General features: G+C 70.5%; 19 protein-coding genes. 10 read left to right on the forward strand and 9 right to left on the reverse strand.

Features of this window, described 5'->3' with window-relative positions:
• Positions 1-2: 2 nt before the first annotated feature.
• The 4 genes from ACZ4Z2_RS26880 to ACZ4Z2_RS26895 all read right to left on the reverse strand — a co-directional run bounded on the left by ACZ4Z2_RS26880 (position 3) and on the right by ACZ4Z2_RS26895 (position 3,510).
• Positions 3-602, reverse strand: coding sequence for a Clp protease N-terminal domain-containing protein (locus ACZ4Z2_RS26880; RefSeq protein WP_468079334.1), 600 nt, complete (start codon positions 600-602; stop codon positions 3-5).
• Positions 602-811 (reverse strand): RNA polymerase sigma factor sigma-70 region 4 domain-containing protein, encoded by a 210-nt coding sequence (locus tag ACZ4Z2_RS26885; RefSeq protein ID WP_055513588.1) that lies wholly within the window; start codon positions 809-811, stop codon positions 602-604. Before ACZ4Z2_RS26885 ends, ACZ4Z2_RS26880 begins: the two co-directional genes overlap by 1 nt.
• Before the next feature lie 110 nt (positions 812-921).
• On the reverse strand, positions 922-1,887 hold the full coding sequence (locus tag ACZ4Z2_RS26890) for a zinc-binding dehydrogenase (RefSeq protein WP_468079336.1): 966 nt from the start codon (positions 1,885-1,887) through the stop codon (positions 922-924).
• Between the two features lie 372 nt (positions 1,888-2,259).
• A complete protein-coding gene (locus ACZ4Z2_RS26895) occupies positions 2,260-3,510 on the reverse strand; it encodes an NAD(P)-dependent malic enzyme (protein WP_468079338.1) in 1,251 nt (416 codons plus the stop codon).
• Between the two features lie 608 nt (positions 3,511-4,118).
• Here ACZ4Z2_RS26895 and ACZ4Z2_RS26900 point away from each other — a divergent pair.
• From ACZ4Z2_RS26900 to ACZ4Z2_RS26910, 3 genes are read left to right on the forward strand one after another with little or no spacing between them, the layout of a single operon-like run.
• Positions 4,119-5,087 (forward strand): ABC transporter substrate-binding protein, encoded by a 969-nt coding sequence (locus ACZ4Z2_RS26900; protein ID WP_468079340.1) that lies wholly within the window; start codon positions 4,119-4,121, stop codon positions 5,085-5,087.
• A 30-nt stretch (positions 5,088-5,117) separates the two neighbouring features.
• Positions 5,118-6,059 carry an amino acid ABC transporter permease gene (locus tag ACZ4Z2_RS26905; RefSeq protein WP_468079341.1) on the forward strand — a complete coding sequence of 314 codons (942 nt, stop codon included), beginning with the start codon at positions 5,118-5,120 and terminating at the stop codon, positions 6,057-6,059.
• Complete coding sequence (locus ACZ4Z2_RS26910) at positions 6,056-6,817, forward strand: amino acid ABC transporter ATP-binding protein (protein ID WP_468079343.1); 762 nt, start codon at positions 6,056-6,058, stop codon at positions 6,815-6,817. The genes ACZ4Z2_RS26905 and ACZ4Z2_RS26910 overlap by 4 nt, the downstream gene beginning before the upstream one ends.
• 88 nt (positions 6,818-6,905) lie before the next feature.
• Here ACZ4Z2_RS26910 and ACZ4Z2_RS26915 read toward each other — a convergent pair whose 3' ends face one another.
• A complete protein-coding gene (locus tag ACZ4Z2_RS26915; RefSeq protein WP_468079345.1) occupies positions 6,906-7,688 on the reverse strand; it encodes a class I SAM-dependent methyltransferase in 783 nt (260 codons plus the stop codon).
• Between the two features lie 99 nt (positions 7,689-7,787).
• On the opposite strand from ACZ4Z2_RS26915, the gene ACZ4Z2_RS26920 reads away from it, so the two are divergent.
• On the forward strand, positions 7,788-8,417 hold the full coding sequence (locus ACZ4Z2_RS26920; protein WP_468079347.1) for a CGNR zinc finger domain-containing protein: 630 nt from the start codon (positions 7,788-7,790) through the stop codon (positions 8,415-8,417).
• On the opposite strand, the gene sodX is transcribed toward ACZ4Z2_RS26920, so the two are convergent.
• Positions 8,321-8,755 (reverse strand): nickel-type superoxide dismutase maturation protease, encoded by a 435-nt coding sequence (sodX, locus tag ACZ4Z2_RS26925; protein ID WP_468079349.1) that lies wholly within the window; start codon positions 8,753-8,755, stop codon positions 8,321-8,323. The two genes, ACZ4Z2_RS26920 and sodX, sit on opposite strands and share 97 nt — an antisense overlap.
• 146 nt (positions 8,756-8,901) lie before the next feature.
• On the opposite strand from sodX, the gene sodN reads away from it, so the two are divergent.
• Positions 8,902-9,297, forward strand: coding sequence for a superoxide dismutase, Ni (gene sodN, locus ACZ4Z2_RS26930; RefSeq protein WP_020136639.1), 396 nt, complete (start codon positions 8,902-8,904; stop codon positions 9,295-9,297).
• A 153-nt stretch (positions 9,298-9,450) separates the two neighbouring features.
• Here sodN and ACZ4Z2_RS26935 read toward each other — a convergent pair whose 3' ends face one another.
• From ACZ4Z2_RS26935 to ACZ4Z2_RS26945, 3 genes are all read right to left on the reverse strand, one after another.
• The gene (locus ACZ4Z2_RS26935) at positions 9,451-9,633 is read right to left on the reverse strand and encodes a hypothetical protein (RefSeq protein ID WP_468079350.1); all 183 of its coding nucleotides are present in this window, start codon (positions 9,631-9,633) and stop codon (positions 9,451-9,453) included.
• 36 nt (positions 9,634-9,669) lie between these two features.
• On the reverse strand, positions 9,670-11,142 hold the full coding sequence (locus tag ACZ4Z2_RS26940) for an FG-GAP repeat domain-containing protein (protein ID WP_468079352.1): 1,473 nt from the start codon (positions 11,140-11,142) through the stop codon (positions 9,670-9,672).
• Between the two features lie 266 nt (positions 11,143-11,408).
• Positions 11,409-12,761 (reverse strand): glycoside hydrolase family protein, encoded by a 1,353-nt coding sequence (locus ACZ4Z2_RS26945; protein ID WP_468079353.1) that lies wholly within the window; start codon positions 12,759-12,761, stop codon positions 11,409-11,411.
• A gap of 188 nt (positions 12,762-12,949) precedes the next feature.
• Here ACZ4Z2_RS26945 and ACZ4Z2_RS26950 point away from each other — a divergent pair, with 188 nt between their 5' ends.
• From ACZ4Z2_RS26950 to ACZ4Z2_RS26970, 5 genes are all read left to right on the forward strand, one after another.
• On the forward strand, positions 12,950-13,969 hold the full coding sequence (locus ACZ4Z2_RS26950) for a LacI family DNA-binding transcriptional regulator (RefSeq protein WP_468079354.1): 1,020 nt from the start codon (positions 12,950-12,952) through the stop codon (positions 13,967-13,969).
• A gap of 170 nt (positions 13,970-14,139) precedes the next feature.
• Positions 14,140-15,495, forward strand: coding sequence for an ABC transporter substrate-binding protein (locus tag ACZ4Z2_RS26955; protein WP_468079356.1), 1,356 nt, complete (start codon positions 14,140-14,142; stop codon positions 15,493-15,495).
• 79 nt (positions 15,496-15,574) lie between these two features.
• Positions 15,575-16,570 carry a carbohydrate ABC transporter permease gene (locus tag ACZ4Z2_RS26960; protein WP_468079357.1) on the forward strand — a complete coding sequence of 332 codons (996 nt, stop codon included), beginning with the start codon at positions 15,575-15,577 and terminating at the stop codon, positions 16,568-16,570.
• Positions 16,571-16,577: 7 nt separating this feature from the next.
• Positions 16,578-17,438, forward strand: coding sequence for a carbohydrate ABC transporter permease (locus ACZ4Z2_RS26965; protein ID WP_468079359.1), 861 nt, complete (start codon positions 16,578-16,580; stop codon positions 17,436-17,438).
• 92 nt (positions 17,439-17,530) lie between these two features.
• The gene (locus tag ACZ4Z2_RS26970; protein WP_468079361.1) at positions 17,531-17,956 is read left to right on the forward strand and encodes a helix-turn-helix transcriptional regulator; all 426 of its coding nucleotides are present in this window, start codon (positions 17,531-17,533) and stop codon (positions 17,954-17,956) included.
• Positions 17,957-18,046: the final 90 nt, after the last annotated feature.

Consider the following 18,046-nt stretch of genomic DNA (forward strand, 5'->3'; position numbering starts at 1 on the left):
GGTCAGCTCGCCCTGGCCTCACCCGTCCCGTACAGCACGCGCTCCAGGGACTCGTAGGTCACACCGTGGTCGGCGAGGACCTCGGCGGGGACTCCGGGGCGGGTGGTGAGGGCGAGAAGCAGGTGCTCGTCGCCGATGTGCCGGTCACTGTGGGCCTGGGCCAGGCGCAGGGAGCGGGTGAGGACGTCCTTGGCCTCGCGCGCGAAGGGGCGGTGGTTCGAACCACCACCGGTGTCACCCCGTCCCCTCCACCGGCCCCGCCCCCTCCCCCGGTCGCGCCCCGGAGCCAACGCGCCGGGTCCGTGGGCCTCCTCGACGCGGGAGACGATCTGTGAGAGGTCGATACCGAGCTCGGACAGGGCGTCCGCGTCGGCGCGGGTGAGGCCGCCCCGGCGGCGGGCGTCGGCCAGGGCCTGCTCGACGGTGCCACGGTTGTCGGCCATGCCCAGGGACGCGAGGGCGAACGAGGCACGGCTGGCGCGGCGGTCCAGCAGGGCGAGCAGAAGGTGCTCCTCGGTCACCTTGTCGGCGTCGGCGCGTCCCGCGTGGTCGACTGCGGCGAGGACCACGGCACGGGCGTCTTTCGTGAACCGTTCGAACATCAATGCCTCCCGTACTTCTTGTGCACGGCCTGCCTGCTCACACCGAGTTCCGTGGCGATCTCCTGCCACGACCAGCCCTGGTTGCGCGCACTGCGCACCTGTACCGACTCCAGTTGCTCCAGCAGCCGGCGCAGCGCGGCGACGGCACGCAGCCCGATCCGGGGGTCGCGGTCGCCGGCACGCTCGGCGAGATCCGTTGCTTCGGTCATGGTGTCAACTTACGTTGACAGGAACCACATGTCAACATTGGTTGACATGACGAAGGCCGGCCCGGGGGTACCGGACCGGCCTTGGTGTCGCTCGTTCAGGAGGGGGGCCTTCAGGGGCTGGTGAGCACGATCTTGCCGAAGAGGTCCCCGGACTCCAGACGTTCGAAGCCCTCGCGGGCGCGGTCGAGGGGGAGCACCTCGTCGATGACCGGACGGACGCCCGTCGCGGCACAGAAGGAGAGGAGGTCCTCCAGCTCGTCCTTGGTCCCCATGGTGGAGCCGACGACCTTGAGTTCGAGGAAGAAGATACGGGTGAGTTCGGCGTGGGAGGGGCGGTCGCCGCTGGTGGCACCGGAGATGACGAGCGTGCCACCGGGGCGGAGCGACTTCACCGAGTGGGACCAGGTGGCGGCGCCGACGGTCTCGATGACCGCGTCCACGCGCTGCGGCAGCCGGGCGCCCGACTCCAGCGCCTCGACCGCGCCGAGTTCCAGGGCCCGCTTGCGCTTCGCCTCGTCACGGCTGGTCGCGTAGACACGGAGACCGGCCGCCTTGCCGAGCACGATCGCGGCCGTGGCGACACCGCCACCGGCGCCCTGGACGAGCACGGAGTCACCCGGACGGACGCCGGCGTTGGTGAAGAGCATGCGGTAGGCGGTCAGCCAGGCGGTGGGCAGACAGGCGGCCTCCTCGAAGGAGAGTTCCGCGGGCTTGGGCAGGACGTTCCAGGTGGGGACGGTGACCAGTTCGGCGAAGGTGCCCTGGTAGCGCTCGGTGAGGATCGAGCGGGGCTCGTCGGGACCGACGCCGTGGCCGCTCTGGCCGATCACCGAGTGCAGGACGACCTCGTTGCCGTCCTCGTCGATACCGGCGGCGTCACAGCCGAGGGTCATCGGCAGCTTGTCCTCGGCGAGGCCGACGCCGCGCAGGGACCACAGGTCGTGGTGGTTCAGCGAGGCGGCCTTCACCTTGACGGTCGTCCAGCCGGGCCTGGACACCGGGGCGGGGCGGTCTCCCAACTCCAGTCCGTTGAGCGGGTTGTCACGGTCGATACGGGAGGCGTAGGCAGCGAACATGGCCCTGACCATAGGTGTACGCCGCACCCGATGGAACGGGGCACCGCTGTGACACGCGCCGCGCCCGCCGAAGCCGCCGGTGATCCGCGGGTGGATGAGGGCTGACCGCGCCCACACGGCGGAGCCGCATGGGTCACCGCCCCGCACCCCCGAAGGGAACGGGCTTACGGCCCGCCCTTCAGCTGAAAAGCACGGGGCGCAGCCCCGGCCGCTTTTCAGGGGCGCGGGGAACTGCGCGAGCAACCACACACCACCCGCACCCGCCCACGAGAGACGCACCCCGAGCCACCAGGCACCCAAAGCCCCGCCGGCAGAAAAGCGGCCCCGCCCCCGAACACGGGGACAGAGCCGCCGAACTCACTCGCACTCGCCTCAGCGGCGAGCGACCCCCTCCGCCCGCGCGGCCGCGGCCACCGCCGCCGTCACCGCGGGAGCGACCCGCTCGTCGAACGGGGACGGGATGACGTAGTCCGCGGCGAGGTCGTCGCCCACGACCGACGCCAGCGCCTCCGCCGCCGCGATCTTCATCCCCTCCGTGATCCGCGACGCCCGCACCTGGAGCGCCCCGGCGAAGATGCCGGGGAAGGCGAGGACGTTGTTGATCTGGTTGGGGTAGTCGGAGCGCCCGGTCGCGACGACCGCCGCGTACTTGTGGGCCACATCCGGGTGCACCTCGGGGTTGGGGTTGGCCATGGCGAAGACGAACGCGCCCTCGGCCATCGAGGCCACCGCCTCCTCCGCGACCGTGCCGCCGGAGACGCCGATGAAGACGTCGGCGCCGGCGAGGGCGTCCTCCAGGGAGCCCTTGATCCCGGCCTTGTTGGTGAAGCCGGCCACCTCGCGCTTGACGTCGGTGAGGTCCTCGCGGTCCGCGGAGATGATGCCCTTGCGGTCGGCCAGGGCGACGTCGCCGATGCCCGCCTCGACCAGCATCTTGGCGATGGCCACACCGGCCGCGCCGGCGCCCGAGATGACGGCCCGGAGCTGGCCGATCTCCCGCCCGCTGAGCCGCGCCGCGTTCCGCAGGGCCGCCAGCGTCACGACCGCCGTACCGTGCTGGTCGTCGTGGAAGACCGGGATGTCCAGGCGCTCCTGGAGCCGCTTCTCGATCTCGAAGCAGCGGGGGGCGGAGATGTCCTCCAGGTTCACGCCGCCGAAGGACGGGGCCAGCCGGACGACGGTCTCGACGATCTCGTCGACGTCCGTGCAGGCGAGCGCGATCGGCACCGCGTCGACTCCGCCGAACTGCTTGAACAGGATCGCCTTGCCCTCCATCACGGGGAGGGACGCCTCGGGGCCGATGTCGCCGAGGCCGAGGACCGCCGTGCCGTCCGTGACGACGGCGACGACGGAGGACTTCCAGGTGTAGTCGTCGACCAGCTCGGGACGCTCGGCGATGGCGGTGCACACCCGCGCGACGCCCGGCGTGTAAGCGAGGGACAGGTCGTCCTTGTCGCGGATCGGCACCGTGCTCTGCACGGCCATCTTGCCGCCGCGGTGCAGCGCGAAGGCGGGGTCGAAGGAGTCGGGGGCGCCCAGGGAATTGAGGGGCTCCCCGTTGCCTTCCTGGCCCGTACTGCCGTCGCTGCTCTCGGTGCGAGGATTGACAATCTCCGCTGCCACTTTTGTTTACCCCTTAAGTCTTCAAGGTTTGAGGGTGACCGCTCCCGGTTCGGGAGTGGGCGGGCACCGCGTAAGGCCCAGGTCAACCGGTACGTACGGCGACACGTATGGGCTCAGACGCGACGGGCGCGCCGCACACGCGCCCTGGGCCCCGGATGAGGGGTGTAAGGAACCTTCTTACCGGACGGACGGTGCCGACGACGAGTCCAGACCCGTTCATACCTTGAAGGTCACAACTCGAAGGTCATTTGCGGCCTTCTGGGGGCGCCGCGAATCGTCGACGAATGACGGGACAAGTCGGACCAATCCCCGAGGGCCCCATACGGCCACGTGTGCGGGGTTCACGGCCGACCGCATCCTGAGATGCACCGAAGATCTTCCGGCCGGAAGAGAAAAATTCCGCACAAGATCCGGCGTGATCGCACGGTCCGCAGCGGTTCGTAGGTCATTCAGGGGTCACCCGTTATCCGATTTTGACATAGCGGGTCATCTGATTGCACATGCCCGAATGGCAAGATGCCGTAATCACACGAGGTCGCGACACTCGAAGAAGCGTGTCAACCATCGACCTGTCGGCAACTCCACCCATCCCGCCGGAGGAACCCACCATGACCGCAAGCACCACCAGTCGTACGACCGGCCTGCGCTCCCGGACAGCCGCGGTCGGAGCGATCGCGGTCGTGGGCGCCCTGCTGCTCACCGGCTGCGGTGACCAGACCAAGGACGGCAACGGCAACGGTTCGGACAGCACCAAGGCCGGTTCGGCCCCGCTGGCCGAAAAGCTCCCCTCGGACATCCGCAACAAGGGTGTCATCCGCGTCGGCTCCGACATCGCGTACGCGCCCGTGGAATACAAGGACAACGCGGGCAAGGTCGTCGGCATCGACCCCGACATCGCCGCCGCGCTGGGCAAGCAGCTCGGCGTCGAGTTCAAGTTCGAGAACGCCACGTTCGACACCCTCATCGGCGGCCTGGCGTCCAAGCGGTACGACATCGCCATGTCGGCCATGACGGACACCAAGGACCGCCAGGAGGGCATCGACGCCGACACCGGCAAGAAGGTCGGCGCCGGCGTGGACTTCGTCGACTACTTCACCGCCGGCGTCTCCCTGTACACCAACAAGGGCGACGACAAGGGCATCAAGACCTGGGACGACCTCTGCGGCAAGACGATCGCCGTGCAGCGCAACACCTTCTCGCACGACCTCGCCAAGGAGCAGGCGGAGAAGTGCAAGAAGGACGGCGGCAAGGCCCTCAAGATCGAGGACTTCGCCACCAACCCGGAGGCCGAGACCCGGATGCGCTCCAAGGGCGCGGACGTCGTCTCCGCCGACTACCCGGTCGCCGCGTACTCCGTGAAGACCTCGGGCGGCGGCAAGTACTTCCAGATCGTCGGCGACCAGGTCGAGGCCGGCCCGTACGGCATCGCCGTCGCCAAGGACAACACCGAGCTGCGGGACGCCCTGCAGGCCGCGGTCCAGGCGATCATCGACAACGGCGAGTACAAGAAGATCATCAGCAAGTGGGGCGTCGAGGACGGCGCCGTCACCGAGGCCAAGATCAACGGCGGCTCCTGATCTCCGTCTCGGCACTGAAAGGCACCACCCGTGACTGTTGACGTCAACAAGACGGACGGTCCCGAGGACACGCCCCCCGCCGGTCCGGAGGCCATCAAGGCCATTCCGGTCCGGCACCCGGGGCGCTATGTCTCCGCGGCCATCGCGCTCGCTGTCCTGGGCGCGATCGTCTACGCCTTCGCGCAGGCGAAGAAGATCAACTGGGGCGCCGTCCCCGACTACTTCTTCGACGACCGCATCATCGAAGGCGTTCTGAACACCCTGCTGCTCACCGTGCTGTCCATGGTGATCGGCATCGTCGGCGGCATCCTGCTCGCCGTCATGCGGCTGTCGAAGAACCCGGTGACCTCGTCGGTCGCGTGGTTCTACATCTGGTTCTTCCGCGGCACGCCGGTCCTGGTCCAGCTGTTCGTCTGGTTCAACCTGGGCCTGGTCTTCGAGTACGTCAACCTCGGTCCGATCTACAAGGACTACTGGTCGTCGTTCATGACGCCGCTGCTGACGGCGCTGCTGGGCCTCGGCCTCAACGAGGCCGCGTACATGGCGGAGATCTGCCGCGCCGGTCTGCTGTCGGTCGACGAGGGCCAGACGGAGGCGTCGCACGCGCTCGGCATGAGCCACGCCAAGACGCTGCGCCGGATCGTCATCCCGCAGGCGATGAGGGTGATCGTGCCGCCCACGGGCAACGAGGTCATCAACATGCTGAAGACCACGTCGCTCGTCTCGACGGTGCAGTACGTGGATCTGCTCAAGGCGGCCCAGGACATCGGCCAGAACGCGGGCTCCATCGTGGAGATGCTGTTCCTCGCCGCCGCCTGGTACCTGATCCTGACGAGCATCTTCAGCGTCGGGCAGTACTACCTGGAGAGGCACTACGCGAAGGGGTCCAGCCGGTCCCTCCCGCCGACGCCGGTCCAGCGCTTCAAGGCGGCCGTGATGCCCGCGCGCCGCCCGAAGGGAGTCTCGGCATGACCGCCATGGTGAAGGCCGAGGGCATCCACAAGTCCTTCGGCCCCGTGCAGGTCCTCAACGGCATCGACCTGGAGGTGCAGACGGGTGAGGTGTTCTGCCTCATCGGCCCGTCCGGCTCCGGCAAGTCGACGTTCCTGAGGTGCATCAACCACCTCGAGAAGATCAACGCCGGCCGTCTGTACGTCGACGGCGAGCTGGTCGGCTACCGCCAGAAGGGCGACAAGCTGTACGAGCTCAAGGACAGCGAGGTCGCGCTGAAGCGCCGGGACATCGGCATGGTGTTCCAGCGGTTCAACCTGTTCCCGCACATGACCGCGGCGGAGAACGTCATGGAGGCGCCGATCCAGGTCAAGGGCGTCAGCAGGGCCCTGGCCCGCGAGCGCGCCCGGGAACTGCTGGAGAAGGTCGGCCTCGGCGACAAGGCCGGCAACTACCCCTCGCAGCTCTCCGGCGGCCAGCAGCAGCGCGTGGCGATCGCCCGCGCGCTGGCCATGGAACCGAAGCTGATGCTCTTCGACGAGCCGACCTCGGCGCTCGACCCGGAGCTGGTCGGTGACGTCCTCGACGTCATGCGGGACCTCGCCGAGTCGGGAATGACCATGGTCGTCGTCACCCACGAGATGGGCTTCGCCCGCGAGGTCGGCGACAGCCTGGTCTTCATGGACGGCGGTGTGGTGGTCGAGGCCGGCAACCCGCGTGAGGTGCTCACCAACCCGCAGGAGGAGCGCACCAAGTCGTTCCTGTCCAAGGTGCTGTAGTACGCCCTGGCCGGAAACGGCTGGAGAGAGAAGGGGCGGTACGGATCTCCCGTACCGCCCCTTCCGCGTGCGAGGCCGCCTCGGGGGCCTACTTCACGGCCAGGAGCAGGGTGTCGGAGGGCGAGCACCAGACGGGGCGGGCCTCGGCGAAGCCCTTCTCCCGCAGGACACGGGCGTGCCACGCCGGGGACGGCATGTCGCCGTCGGCGTGCTCGCCGTAGATCTCGAAACGGCGGGCCGTCGGCGCGGCGAGGACCGGGTCCTGGGCGGCGAGCTGCCACCATTCGGCCCAGTCGACGACGCCGTTCGCCTTGGCTTGTTCCATACCCGCGTGGCGGTGCGCGCGCTCCGCCGCGTTGATCCGGGGCGTGGTCTCGTCGATCATGTGGTCCGCGTTCATGAAGACACCACCGTCGCGGACGAGTTCCGCGACCTGACCGTAGAGGGCGGCGAGGGGTTCGCTGTGCAGCCAGTGCAGGGCTGTGGCCGTCAGCACGGCGTCGTACGCGTCGTACGGCAGCTGGGCGGGCCAGTCGGGGTCGGTGAGGTCGGCGGTGACGAAGGTGACGCGGCGGTCGCCCTCGAAGGTGCCCTCGGCGATGGTGAGCAGCGCGGGGTCGAGGTCGACGCCGGTACTGACGGCCTTCGGGAACCGCGCGAACAGCCGGGACGTGATGGATCCCGTACCGCAGGCGAGGTCGAGGACGCGGGGCTCGGGGCCGACGAGGGCCTCGACCATGTCGAGCATGACCCGGAACCGCTCCTCGCGGTCGGGCATGTACCACTCCTGCTGCCGGTCCCAGCTGCGCTGCCATGCCTGCCAGTCGGTGCCGGACGAGGTTCCGCTGCCGGTGCCGGTGGTCGTCGTCATGCAAGCCCCTTCTCGCGGTACACCGTAATACCCTGAAAGCACGATCAGCTGTTACCTGACCCGCACCACGACGATAGAGTGCCCCCGTAAGGACTACAAGTGGAACTGGCCTATTACTCGGATTACGCCGTGCGCCTCGTGAACAGCGAGGAACCGCTCCGGGGCAAGGACACGCTCACCTCGGTGGAGGCCGTCCGCGACCTCTTCGGGGTCAACCAGTCGGCGGCCCGGCGGGCCACGGACGCCGACGTCACCCGGTTCCGGTCGGTGCGGTCGCGGCTGCGCTCGGTCTTCGAGGCGGCGGACGGCGGCGACGAGACGCTCGCCGTGGACCTGTTGAACTCCCTGCTGCTGGAGTTCCCGGTGAGCCCGCAGATTTCCGGCCATGACTTCCGGGACGACGACGGCCGCCCGCTGTGGCACATGCACCTGGCGGACCACCCCTCCAACGCGACGGCCGGCTACGCCGCGATCGCCGCGATGGGGCTCGCCTTCCACCTCACCGAGTACGGCGTGGACCGGCTCGGTCTGTGCGAGGCGGCACCGTGCCGCAACGCCTACCTCGACACCTCCACCAACCGCTCCCGGCGCTACTGCTCGGACCGCTGCGCGACCCGCGCCAACGTCGCGGCCTACCGCGCCCGCAAGCGCCTGGAGGCGGACCGGTCGCAGAGCACGGGGCGGGCCGCCGAGAACGCCCAGCGGGCCACGGCGAACGGCGAGCGCTGACCCTCCGGCCGGGGCCGGTAGCGGAACCGGACCTTGCCGAGCACGAGTTCGTCGGGGACGGTCCCGTAGTCCGTGCTGTCCCCGCCGGCGTACGCGTTGTCCCCGAGGACCCACCAGCCGCCGTCCCGCCGCTCGGCGACGCGCTTGACGACGAGGAGGTCCTGCTGGAAGGGGTGGCGCAGCACGACCACGTCACCGATCCTCAGCCGCGCCCCGTAGTGGACGAGCAGCAGGTCCCCGTGGCGCAGCGTCGGAACCATGGACGGTCCCGTCACCTCGGCCGCCCCCAAGGGCAGAACCGCCCGTGCCCGCTCGCTGTCCCGCGCCGGCTCCGGCATCCCTCGGCACCTCCCCGGTTCGATCCTCCACCAGTCCCAGTCTGACCCCGGACTTTTGTCCTAAGCCCATGGGGGCACTCGCGAAAACCTCTCTCGCAGGGAGTAATGTCCCACCTGAGAAGACGATCACGAGGAAGGAATGCTCCATGCTTTCCCGCCTGTTTGCCCCCAAGGTCAAGGTCAGCGCGCACTGCGACCTGCCCTGCGGCGTGTACGACCCGGCCCAGGCCCGCATCGAGGCGGAGTCGGTGAAGGCCGTGCAGGAGAAGATGGCCGCCAACGACGACCCGCACTTCCAGGCTCGCGCGACCGTCATCAAGGAGCAGCGCGCCGAGCTCGCCAAGCACCACGTGTCGGTCCTGTGGAGCGACTACTTCAAGCCCCCGCACTTCGAGAAGTACCCGGAGCTGCACCAGCTGGTCAACGACACCCTGAAGGCCCTCTCGGCCGCCAAGGCCTCGACCGACCCGGCGACGGGCCAGAAGGCGCTCGACTACATCGCCCAGATCGACAAGATCTTCTGGGAGACCAAGAAGGCCTGATCCTCGATCACGCCTTGGACCCCGCGACCTGCCAGGTCGCCGGTCGTTCCGTCCGCACCCGGACCGCAGGCCGCCGCTCACGGCGTCCACGGCGGCCCGGGTGCGGTCGCGTTCGGCGGACCGCGGCCCGACTCCGGTCGGCCGGGGCGCCGTTCAGACCCTGCTCCGGGTGTCCGTCACCGTTCTCCGCGCCAGGGTCTCGCTGACCGTGACGGTGCCGGGCACGGCGATCCCCAGGCCCAACGGGTCGCCCGGCAACGCCTCCTCGCCGCCGATGGGGTGGCCGGTCGCCGGGTCGACGGGCAGCGACTCCTCGAGCCGCCCGGGATCGTCCATCGGTCCGCTCTCGCCCGCTCCTCGGGTCGGTGGGCGTCAGAGGATGTCCGTGGCTGTGAAGTGCCGCTGGTAGGTCATCCCCTGGTCGGTGCCGCGCAGTACCCAGAACGCGTCCAGGTCGTGCTTCTTGGCGTCCAGGAATCCGGGGGCGCCGACGACCACGTCCAGGTGGTGGTCGCCGTCGGTGTCGAGGAGGGGGCCGACGACGGTGATGCGGTTACGCGTCGGGCCCCGGCCCTCGGCGGGGGTGTCGCTGCCGGGTACCCCGGGGGTGTCCAGGGTCACCGCCCGCACCGCGTCCGCGGTGGCCGCCCGGAGGTCGGGGACCAGCCACACGACGCCGTTGCTGTCGTTGGCGCCGGTCGCCGAGGTGACCAGATCAGCCCGGCCGTCGCCGGTGACGTCGCCGAGGGCGGTGCCGCCCATGCCGCCGTACTGCGGGGCGTCCCTCAGGCCCGGCGGGGAGACCCTGGTCATGCCGCCCCGCTTCCCGGTCTCGGGTCCGGAGGGGGTGCTCAGCGTGTATCCGGCGCTCAGCCGCTTCCGGTACGCGAAGAAGCCCGCCGAGTACAGGTCGTCGATGCCGTCACCGTCCACGTCCCCCGCCTGCCCCTCCAGGCCGAGTTCGGGTCCCTCGCGGCGCTCGGCGAGCCTCAGCCCTCCCGGGCCGCCCCGCAGATACTGCAGACCGATGACGCCCGCCTCGCCGTCGCCTTCATTCTCCGGATCGGTCCAGTCAAACCCGAGCACGAGATCGGTGGCCCGGTCGCCGTCGAAGTCGCCGGCCAGGGAGCGCGCCGGAATCGAGTCGGGCGGGCGGCCGTTGCGGAACTTCTGGACGCGGGCGGGGGCGCCTCCGCGCCGGACGGGGCCGAACCACACGGTGCCCTCGGGACCGTTGGCGCCGCCGGGCATGAACAGGTCGGCGTGGCCGTCCCCGTCGAAGTCACCGGTGGCGGCCGGGCTGGTCGGTGCCCCGGTGAGCGGCCGTGGGTCGGTCACGCCGCGCGGACCGCCCCACAGCACGGTGGGTTGGCCGGTGTGTGGGGCGCGCACGAGATCGGTGTAGCCGTCGTGGTCCAGGTCGGTGCGCAGCAGCCGCGTCTCATCGGGCGCGGTCCCCGAGGAGGGCGGCCCCGGGGCCACGGTGCGCCGGCGCGGATCCAGCCCCTTCGCCGAGCCGTAGACCACGATTAGGCTGCCGCCGGTGACGACCGCGGCGAAGTCGTCGTAGCCGTCGCCGTTGAGGTCCTCGGGCCTGGGGTTCCGTGAGGGTTTCCCGGCGGGCGGCCGTTCGGCCCTGACACCGGACGAGGACCGCCCGTCCGTACGGCTCGCGTCGGCCTCCGGGCTCCGCTCCCTGCCGCCGGTGCCCCCGGCCGGGCGCTGGGCGGAGTCGCAGCCGGTTGCCAGCAGCACGGCGGCCAGCGCGGCAGCGGCCAGTCCCCGGGTGCGCCGGGCCGACCGGGCCGACCGGGCGGATCGATCACCGCCGGTCGCGTCCGCCACGGGCCCCGCCCTCCGCGGTATATGCGTCAGCCGCTCCACGGGACCTCACACGTTCACCTCGACACCACCCACCCGGACACAGACTGGACTGCCGAGGGGGCGAGAAGGTTGCCGCGGGGGCGGAGCGGGCCCTGTCCTGCAACCGGTCGTCCAACCCACCTCGCGCCCGAGCCCGCTCAACCAGCGGCCCAGCCCGGGTCGACCGACTACCGCCCCCGACCGCCCCTGGCCCAGCCCAGCCCGAGTCGACCGACCGCCACCCCCACCTACGCGCCCCCCGGCCCCGGCCAGATCGCCGACGCGTCGTCGCGGGTCGGGTCGGGGAGGTGGACGGGGCGGGTCGGGATCGGGTGGGGGACGCCGTCGGTGGTCGCCGTCCAGGGCGTGGGGTGGCCGGAGTAGCACAGGGTCGTCAGGGCGAAGACGTCGTCGGCGTAGACCTCCACGTACTCGCCGACCGTCAGGACCCGCAGACGGGCCGGGGGTTGGGACAGGACGGTCTCGTCCAGGGTGGTGCCGTCGGGGCCCGTCGCCCGCAGACGCTTGCCGTCGCAGCCGATGGTGAGGGCCGGGCGGACGGAGCCGGGCGCGTGGGTGCGCAGGGTGATCTCCACGGGCCGGCCGGACATGGGGATGTCGCCGACCGCGTGCAGGGCGGCGCCGTGCGTCTCGGCGCCCAGCCAGCGGTCGAGACCCGGCCACCACTCCAGGCGCGGCGCCGAATCCTCCGGGATCACAAGGGACTTGGGCTGGGCCAGCATCCCGCGGCATCGCTCGCCCGTGTCGGTGAGGCCCACGCGGCGCGGGGTGGTGTGCAGGACGACCCGCGAGCCGTCGGGGGCGGGGATGACCCGGGGCGCGTACGCGCCCGTGGGGCCGAGGGGGCCGCGGCGGGTCCATGGTCCGCGCAGGGTCGGTGCCGTCCAGGACTCGAAGCCCCGGGTCGCTCCGACGGAGCCGAGGAGCAGCCACCCGCCGTCGTCGAGGCGTTCCAGGACGGGGCATTCGAGTTCGTCGACGTCGCCGGGTGAGATCAGCGGCGGGTGGACGGTCCAGTGCTCCAGGTCGGGCGAGGTCGCCAGGGCCACGCAGCCGCTCACCTCGACGGGCAACGAGGCGTCGCTCGCACAGATCACCATCGCCCAGCCGTCGCCCTCGTCGTCCCGCACCACGAACGGGTCGCGCCAGCCCATGCGGTCGGCGGTGCGGTACCAGCGGGGGTCCGCCTCGACGACCGGTCCCGTGCCGTGGCGGCGCCAGCCGGTGCCGTCGGTGCGGTCGGAGTACGCGAGGCCGACCGACTGCAACGGCCAGCCCTCGGGGGTCAGTCCGCTCACGCCCGTGTAGAACATCGCCATCCCGGAGCCGTGCCGGAGCGGGTGCATCGTCCACACCGCCTGCTGGTCGAAGCGGCCCGGCAGCCCGTTGCCGAAGGCGGTGCCCCGCGGCCGCCAGTCCACCAGGTCGGCCGAGGTGGCCCGGCCGTAGGAGGTCTCCATCCTCAGGTGGTCGAACTCCGTGGTCCACGGCCCCTGGAGATGCAGCACCGCGTAGGTGCCGTCGTCGTCGCGGAGCAGGGCGAAGTCGTTCACGCAGAGGCCGGGCGGGGCGTATCGCATGCACAGTTCCTGTCGACTCGCAGCGCCCAAACGCGTGCGCTGACCATAGATTTTTCAGGTCTCGCTTGAGAATCGGCCCAAGTAAAACTGAACGCAAACGCTTGCGCAACAACGAGGGCGGGTTTACGGTCACGTCACCCACAGCTCACACCGCCGTGAAGACGTGCAACCGACGGGAGAAGTCCGCCGTGACCGTCAGCATCACCGATGTCGCCCGCGTCGCCGGGGTCTCGGCGTCCACCGTGTCCCGTGCCCTGCGCGGCCGGCCGGGCGTCTCGGACGAGGTCCGCGCGCAGATCGCGGCCGTCGCGGCGCAGCTCGGTTACACGGCCTCCCGCTCGGCGTCCAGCCTGGCCAGCGGGCGCACCTTCACCATCGGGGTCGTCGCCCCGTACATCGGCCGGTGGTTCTTCGGCACGGTCCTCGACGCGGCCGAGCAGGTGTTCAGCGCCGCCGGGTACGACGTACTGCTGTACAACCTGGGGTCGGCGGAGGCGCGCAAGCGTTTCTTCACCAAGATGCCGGTCCGCAAGCGGGTCGACGCGGTGCTGTCGCTGCTGATACCGGACGAGGAGGAGTCGGCCGCGCTGCGTTCGCTGGGCGTGCCGCTGGCCTCCACGGTCGGCGGCGCCCGGCCCGGCTTCACGGTGGTCGGCATCGACGACCGGGCGGGCGCGGAGAGCGCCGTACGGCATCTGGTGAACCTCGGCCACCGGCGAATCGGCATGATCTCCGGGGCCAGCGGGCCGCTGCACTGGACCACTCCCGTCGACCGTCGCGCCGCCTATCTGCACGTCCTCGGCGAGGCCGGCATCGAACCCGACCCGGCGCTGGAGGCCGACGGCGAATACACCGTGGAGGGCGGCGAGCGGGCGATGACCCGGCTGCTGGCCGCCTCCCGGCCGCCGACCGCGGTGTTCGCGCAGTCCGACGAGATGGCGATGGGCGCGTTGCGCGCGCTGCGGCGGCATCGGCTGCGGGTGCCGGACGACGTCTCCGTCGTCGGCTTCGACGACCACGAACTCGCCGATGTCGTCGGGCTGACGACCATCGCCCAGCCGGTCGCCGGACAGGGCGCGGAGGCCGCGCGGCTGCTGCTGCGGCAGCTCGACGAGCCGGGCGCCGTGCCGGAGGGCCGGGTGGAGATGCCCATCCGGCTCGTGCTCCGCGAGACCACGGCACCGCCGCGCCCGCGCGGCCCGCAGTGACCCCAGGCCCCCGCGAGCCCACGGGCGGCGCCTCCCCGCACGCCCGCGCCCACGCCCACGCCCGCCCCTCAGACGTCACCCCCCACTCCCTCGAAACCACCCCCGCTCCCTCCTCCTCCTTCGAACCCACCCCGTACCCCGCACCCTCGTCCCGCACGGAGGCACAGTCCATGAGTTCCATCAACCGCTCGACCCGCAGAAGGCTCCGCCGTACGGCCTCCACCGGCCTGGCGCTCGTGCTTCCCCTGGCGGCGCTGGCCGCGTGCGGCGGGGGCGGCGGGTCCGACGCCTCCGCCGAGGCCGGCAGCGGTGAGGGCACGATCAGCGTCTGGGCCCACCAGGGCCAGAAGAGCGAGGCGGCGGCACTCCAGAACGCCGTGAAGTCCTTCAACTCCTCGCAGGACAAGGTCAAGGTCGAGCTGAAGCTGATACCGGAGACCGACTACACCAAGACCATCACCGCGACCGACGCGTCCGAGCTGCCGGACGTCCTGGAGTTCGACGGCCCGACCATGGCGAACTTCGTCTACAACAAGAAGCTCGCCCCGATCGACGACTTCGTCTCCGCGAAGACCCTGTCCAACGCCACGGACGCCGCCAAGGCGCAGGGCGAGATAGCGGGCAAGCACTACGGGCTCGGCATGTTCGACTCGGGCCTCGGCATGTACGGCAACAAGAAGCTGCTGGACGCGGCCGGGGTGAAGTACCCCAAGGGTGTGGACGACGCGTGGACGGCCGACGAGTTCGACGCCGCGCTGAAGGCGCTGAAGGCGAAGGACTCCGACGGCAAGGTCCTCGACATCCAGGAGGGCAACGGTCTCGCCAACGAGTGGGGCACCTACGGCTTCGCCCCGATCGTCTGGTCCGCCGGCGGCGCCCTCCTCAAGGACGGCAAGGCGGAGGGTGCTCTCGACTCCCCAGCCGCGGTGTCGGCCCTGAAGACCTTCCAGTCCTGGAAGGGCACCGTCGACCCCAACACCGACGGCAACGCCTTCGCCAAGGGCCGTGTCGCCCTCAGCTGGGTCGGCCACTGGATGTACCCCGCCTACAGCGAGGCCCTCGGCGACGACCTGGTCGTGCTGCCGCTGCCCGACTTCGGTGACGGCCCGAAGACCGGGCAGGGCTCGTGGTCCTGGGGTATCGGGGCCGACTCCAAGAACGCCAAGGCCGCCGGCGCGTTCATGGACTTCCTCCTCGACGACGCCAACGTCACCGCGATGACCAAGGCCAACGGCGCGCCCCCGGCCACCAAGTCGGCGCTCGCCGCGAGCGAGCTGTACAAGCCGGGCGGCCCGCTCCAGCTCTTCGCCGACCAGCTCGCCAAGCCGTGCGGCGACAGCGACATCAGCAAGACCTGCGTCGCCGTGACCCGCCCGGTGACCGCCGGATACCCGGTGGTGACGGAGAAGTTCAGCCAGGCGCTGAACGCGGTCTACGGCGGCAGTGACCCGGAGGACGCCCTGGCCAAGGCCGCCCGCGCCATCGACCGGGACTTCTCGGACAACGCCGGCTACGAGATCCCGTAAGCACGCGCCCTGTCGGACCCATCGACCGGGGCGGGCGCGCCCTCGCGGCCGCCGCCCGCCCCGCCGGGAAGAGGACCCCGTGAAAACCGTGGAACCCGCGCCCACCGCGCCGTCCGGCCGGGACCAGGCGCCATCCCTGACAACCGCCTCCGCCCCACCGGCCCGCCGCGCCCGCCGCGGCCGGGAGTGGCTGCACGGACTGCTGATGTCCGCGCCGGCCGTCGCCGGACTGATCGCCTTCGTCGGCGTGCCCTTCTGCTACGCCGTGGTGCTCTCCTTCTACAACGTGCGCCTCGGCTCCCCGCTGGAGCCCACCTTCTTCGGCGTCGAGCAGTACCGGCGGCTGTTCACCGACCCCGATCTGTCCGGCCCGTTCCTGCGGGCCCTGCTGAACAACCTGACGTTCGCCGTCGTCGTCGTACCGCTCCAGACGGGTCTGGCGCTCGGCCTCGCGATCCTGCTCAACCGCAAACTGAAGGCGATCGGTCTCTTCCGGTCCTTCTTCTTCATGCCGGTCGTCTTCCCGATGGCGCTGGTCGCGGTGATCTGGCGGCTGATCCTCGCCCGCAGCGAGCAGGGCATGCTCAACTCCGCGCTGGACGCGGTGAGTTTCGGCAACTGGGGCGCGTTCGACTGGCTGGGCGACGGGCTCACCGCGATGGCCTCGGTCATCGTGCTGTCGGTGTGGCAGGGCGTCGGCTTCCAGATGGTGATCCTGCTCGCCGGGCTCCAGCAGATACCGGACGAGCGCTACGAGGCCGCCCAGCTCGACCGGGCCTCCCGCTGGCAGCAGTTCCGGCACGTCACGCTGCCCGGCATCCGGGGCACCCTCGTGTTCGTCGCGCTGCTCACGTCGGTGCTGTCGTTCCGGGTGTTCGACCAGGTGTACGTGCTGGTCAAGGGCGGCGGGCTCGACGAGGACGCGGCCCGCACGGTGATGTACCAGGCCGTGACCACCGCCTTCGACCAGAACAACATCGGCCAGGCGTCCGCGATCACGGTCGTCTTCTTCCTGATCGTCGTCGTCCTGACCCTGATCCAGCGCCGCATCGTCCGGCCCGACAACGAGGACTGACTCAGCCATGAGTACGAGCACCGCCACCGGTCTCTCCCGCGGGCCCCTGCGCCGTTTCCTCGACTACGCCGTCCTCTCCGTCCTGGCGTTCGTCTTCGCGCTGCCCGTCCTGTACCTCCTCCTCGGCAGCCTCAAGCCGTCCGACGAGGTGCTGAACGGCCTGTCCGGCTTCCTCCCCACCCATCTGTCCTTCGACAACTACGCCGCCGTCCTGGACAACCTGAACTCCGACAGCACCGGCTACTTCTGGCAGTTCATGGGCGTCTCGCTGCTGCTGGCCTTCGTCGTCGTGACGGGCGGCCTCTTCGTCAACTCGATGGCGGCGTACGGACTCTCCCGGCTCAGGTGGCGCGGCAGGGAGGCCGTGTTCACCCTGGTCCTGCTGCTGATGCTGGTGCCGTTCGAGTCGGTGGCCGTGCCGCTGTTCTACCTGTTCAACGACCAGCGGAACACGCTCTTCATCCAGGCGCTGCCGTTCCTCGCCAACGCCTTCTCGGTCTACCAGTTCCACACGTTCTTCCGCACGATCCCGCCGAGCATCGAGGAGGCGGCCCGGCTGGACGGGGCCGGTCCCTGGCGTACGTTCTTCGCGATCATCGTCCCGATGTCGAAGCCGGCCTTCGCCTCGGTCGCGATCCTGACCTTCCTCACCCAGTGGGGTTCGTTCCTGTGGCCGGTGCTGATGGTCTCCGACCCGTCGGTACGGCCGCTGCCGCTGGAGATGAGCGTCTTCCAGGGCCAGCAGCCGCCCGACTGGGGGCAGATCCTCGCCTTCGGTGTCCTCCTCGTCCTGCCCGTCCTGATCGTCTTCGCCTTCTTCCAGCGGTGGTTCGTCCAGGGCGTGGCCAGCTCCGCCGTGAAGGGGTGAACGCCACCGCGGTGATCCCGGATCCCCCGGGTTGACCAGCGGTTATGTCCGGGGCGCCCCCCGTTGTCCGTGGTGGGTGCCATCCTGGGGGCATGAACCGGGATGATCTGGTGCGGCTGCGGCGGGCTCGGGACCGCATGGACCGCGAGTACGCGGAACCGCTGGACATCGACGCCCTGGCGCGCACCGCGCTGATGTCGCCGGGCCACTTCCAGCGCAGCTTCCGCGCGGCCTACGGGGAGACGCCGTACGCGTATCTGATGACCCGCCGCATCGAGCGCGCGAAGGCGCTGCTGCGCCGCGGGGACCTCACGGTCACCGAGGTGTGCCTGGCGGTGGGCTGTACGTCGCTCGGCTCGTTCAGCTCCCGCTTCACGGAGCTGGTCGGCGAGACCCCGAGCGCCTACCGGGCCCGGTCGCACGATTCGGGGGCCGCGATCCCGGCATGTGTGGCGAAGCGGCTGACACGGCCCTCCCGCCACCGCATACGCACGGCGGAACCGGACGAGGCGCCCTAGTAGTGCCTGGTCAGGTTCACTCGCCGGTGGCGTGTCCGTTTGATCGCTTGTTCCGTTGGCCTGTTGTGATGGGTGGGGAGCTGGCCGCGG

The sequence above is a fragment of the Streptomyces sp. NPDC030183 genome (assembly GCF_055573455.1).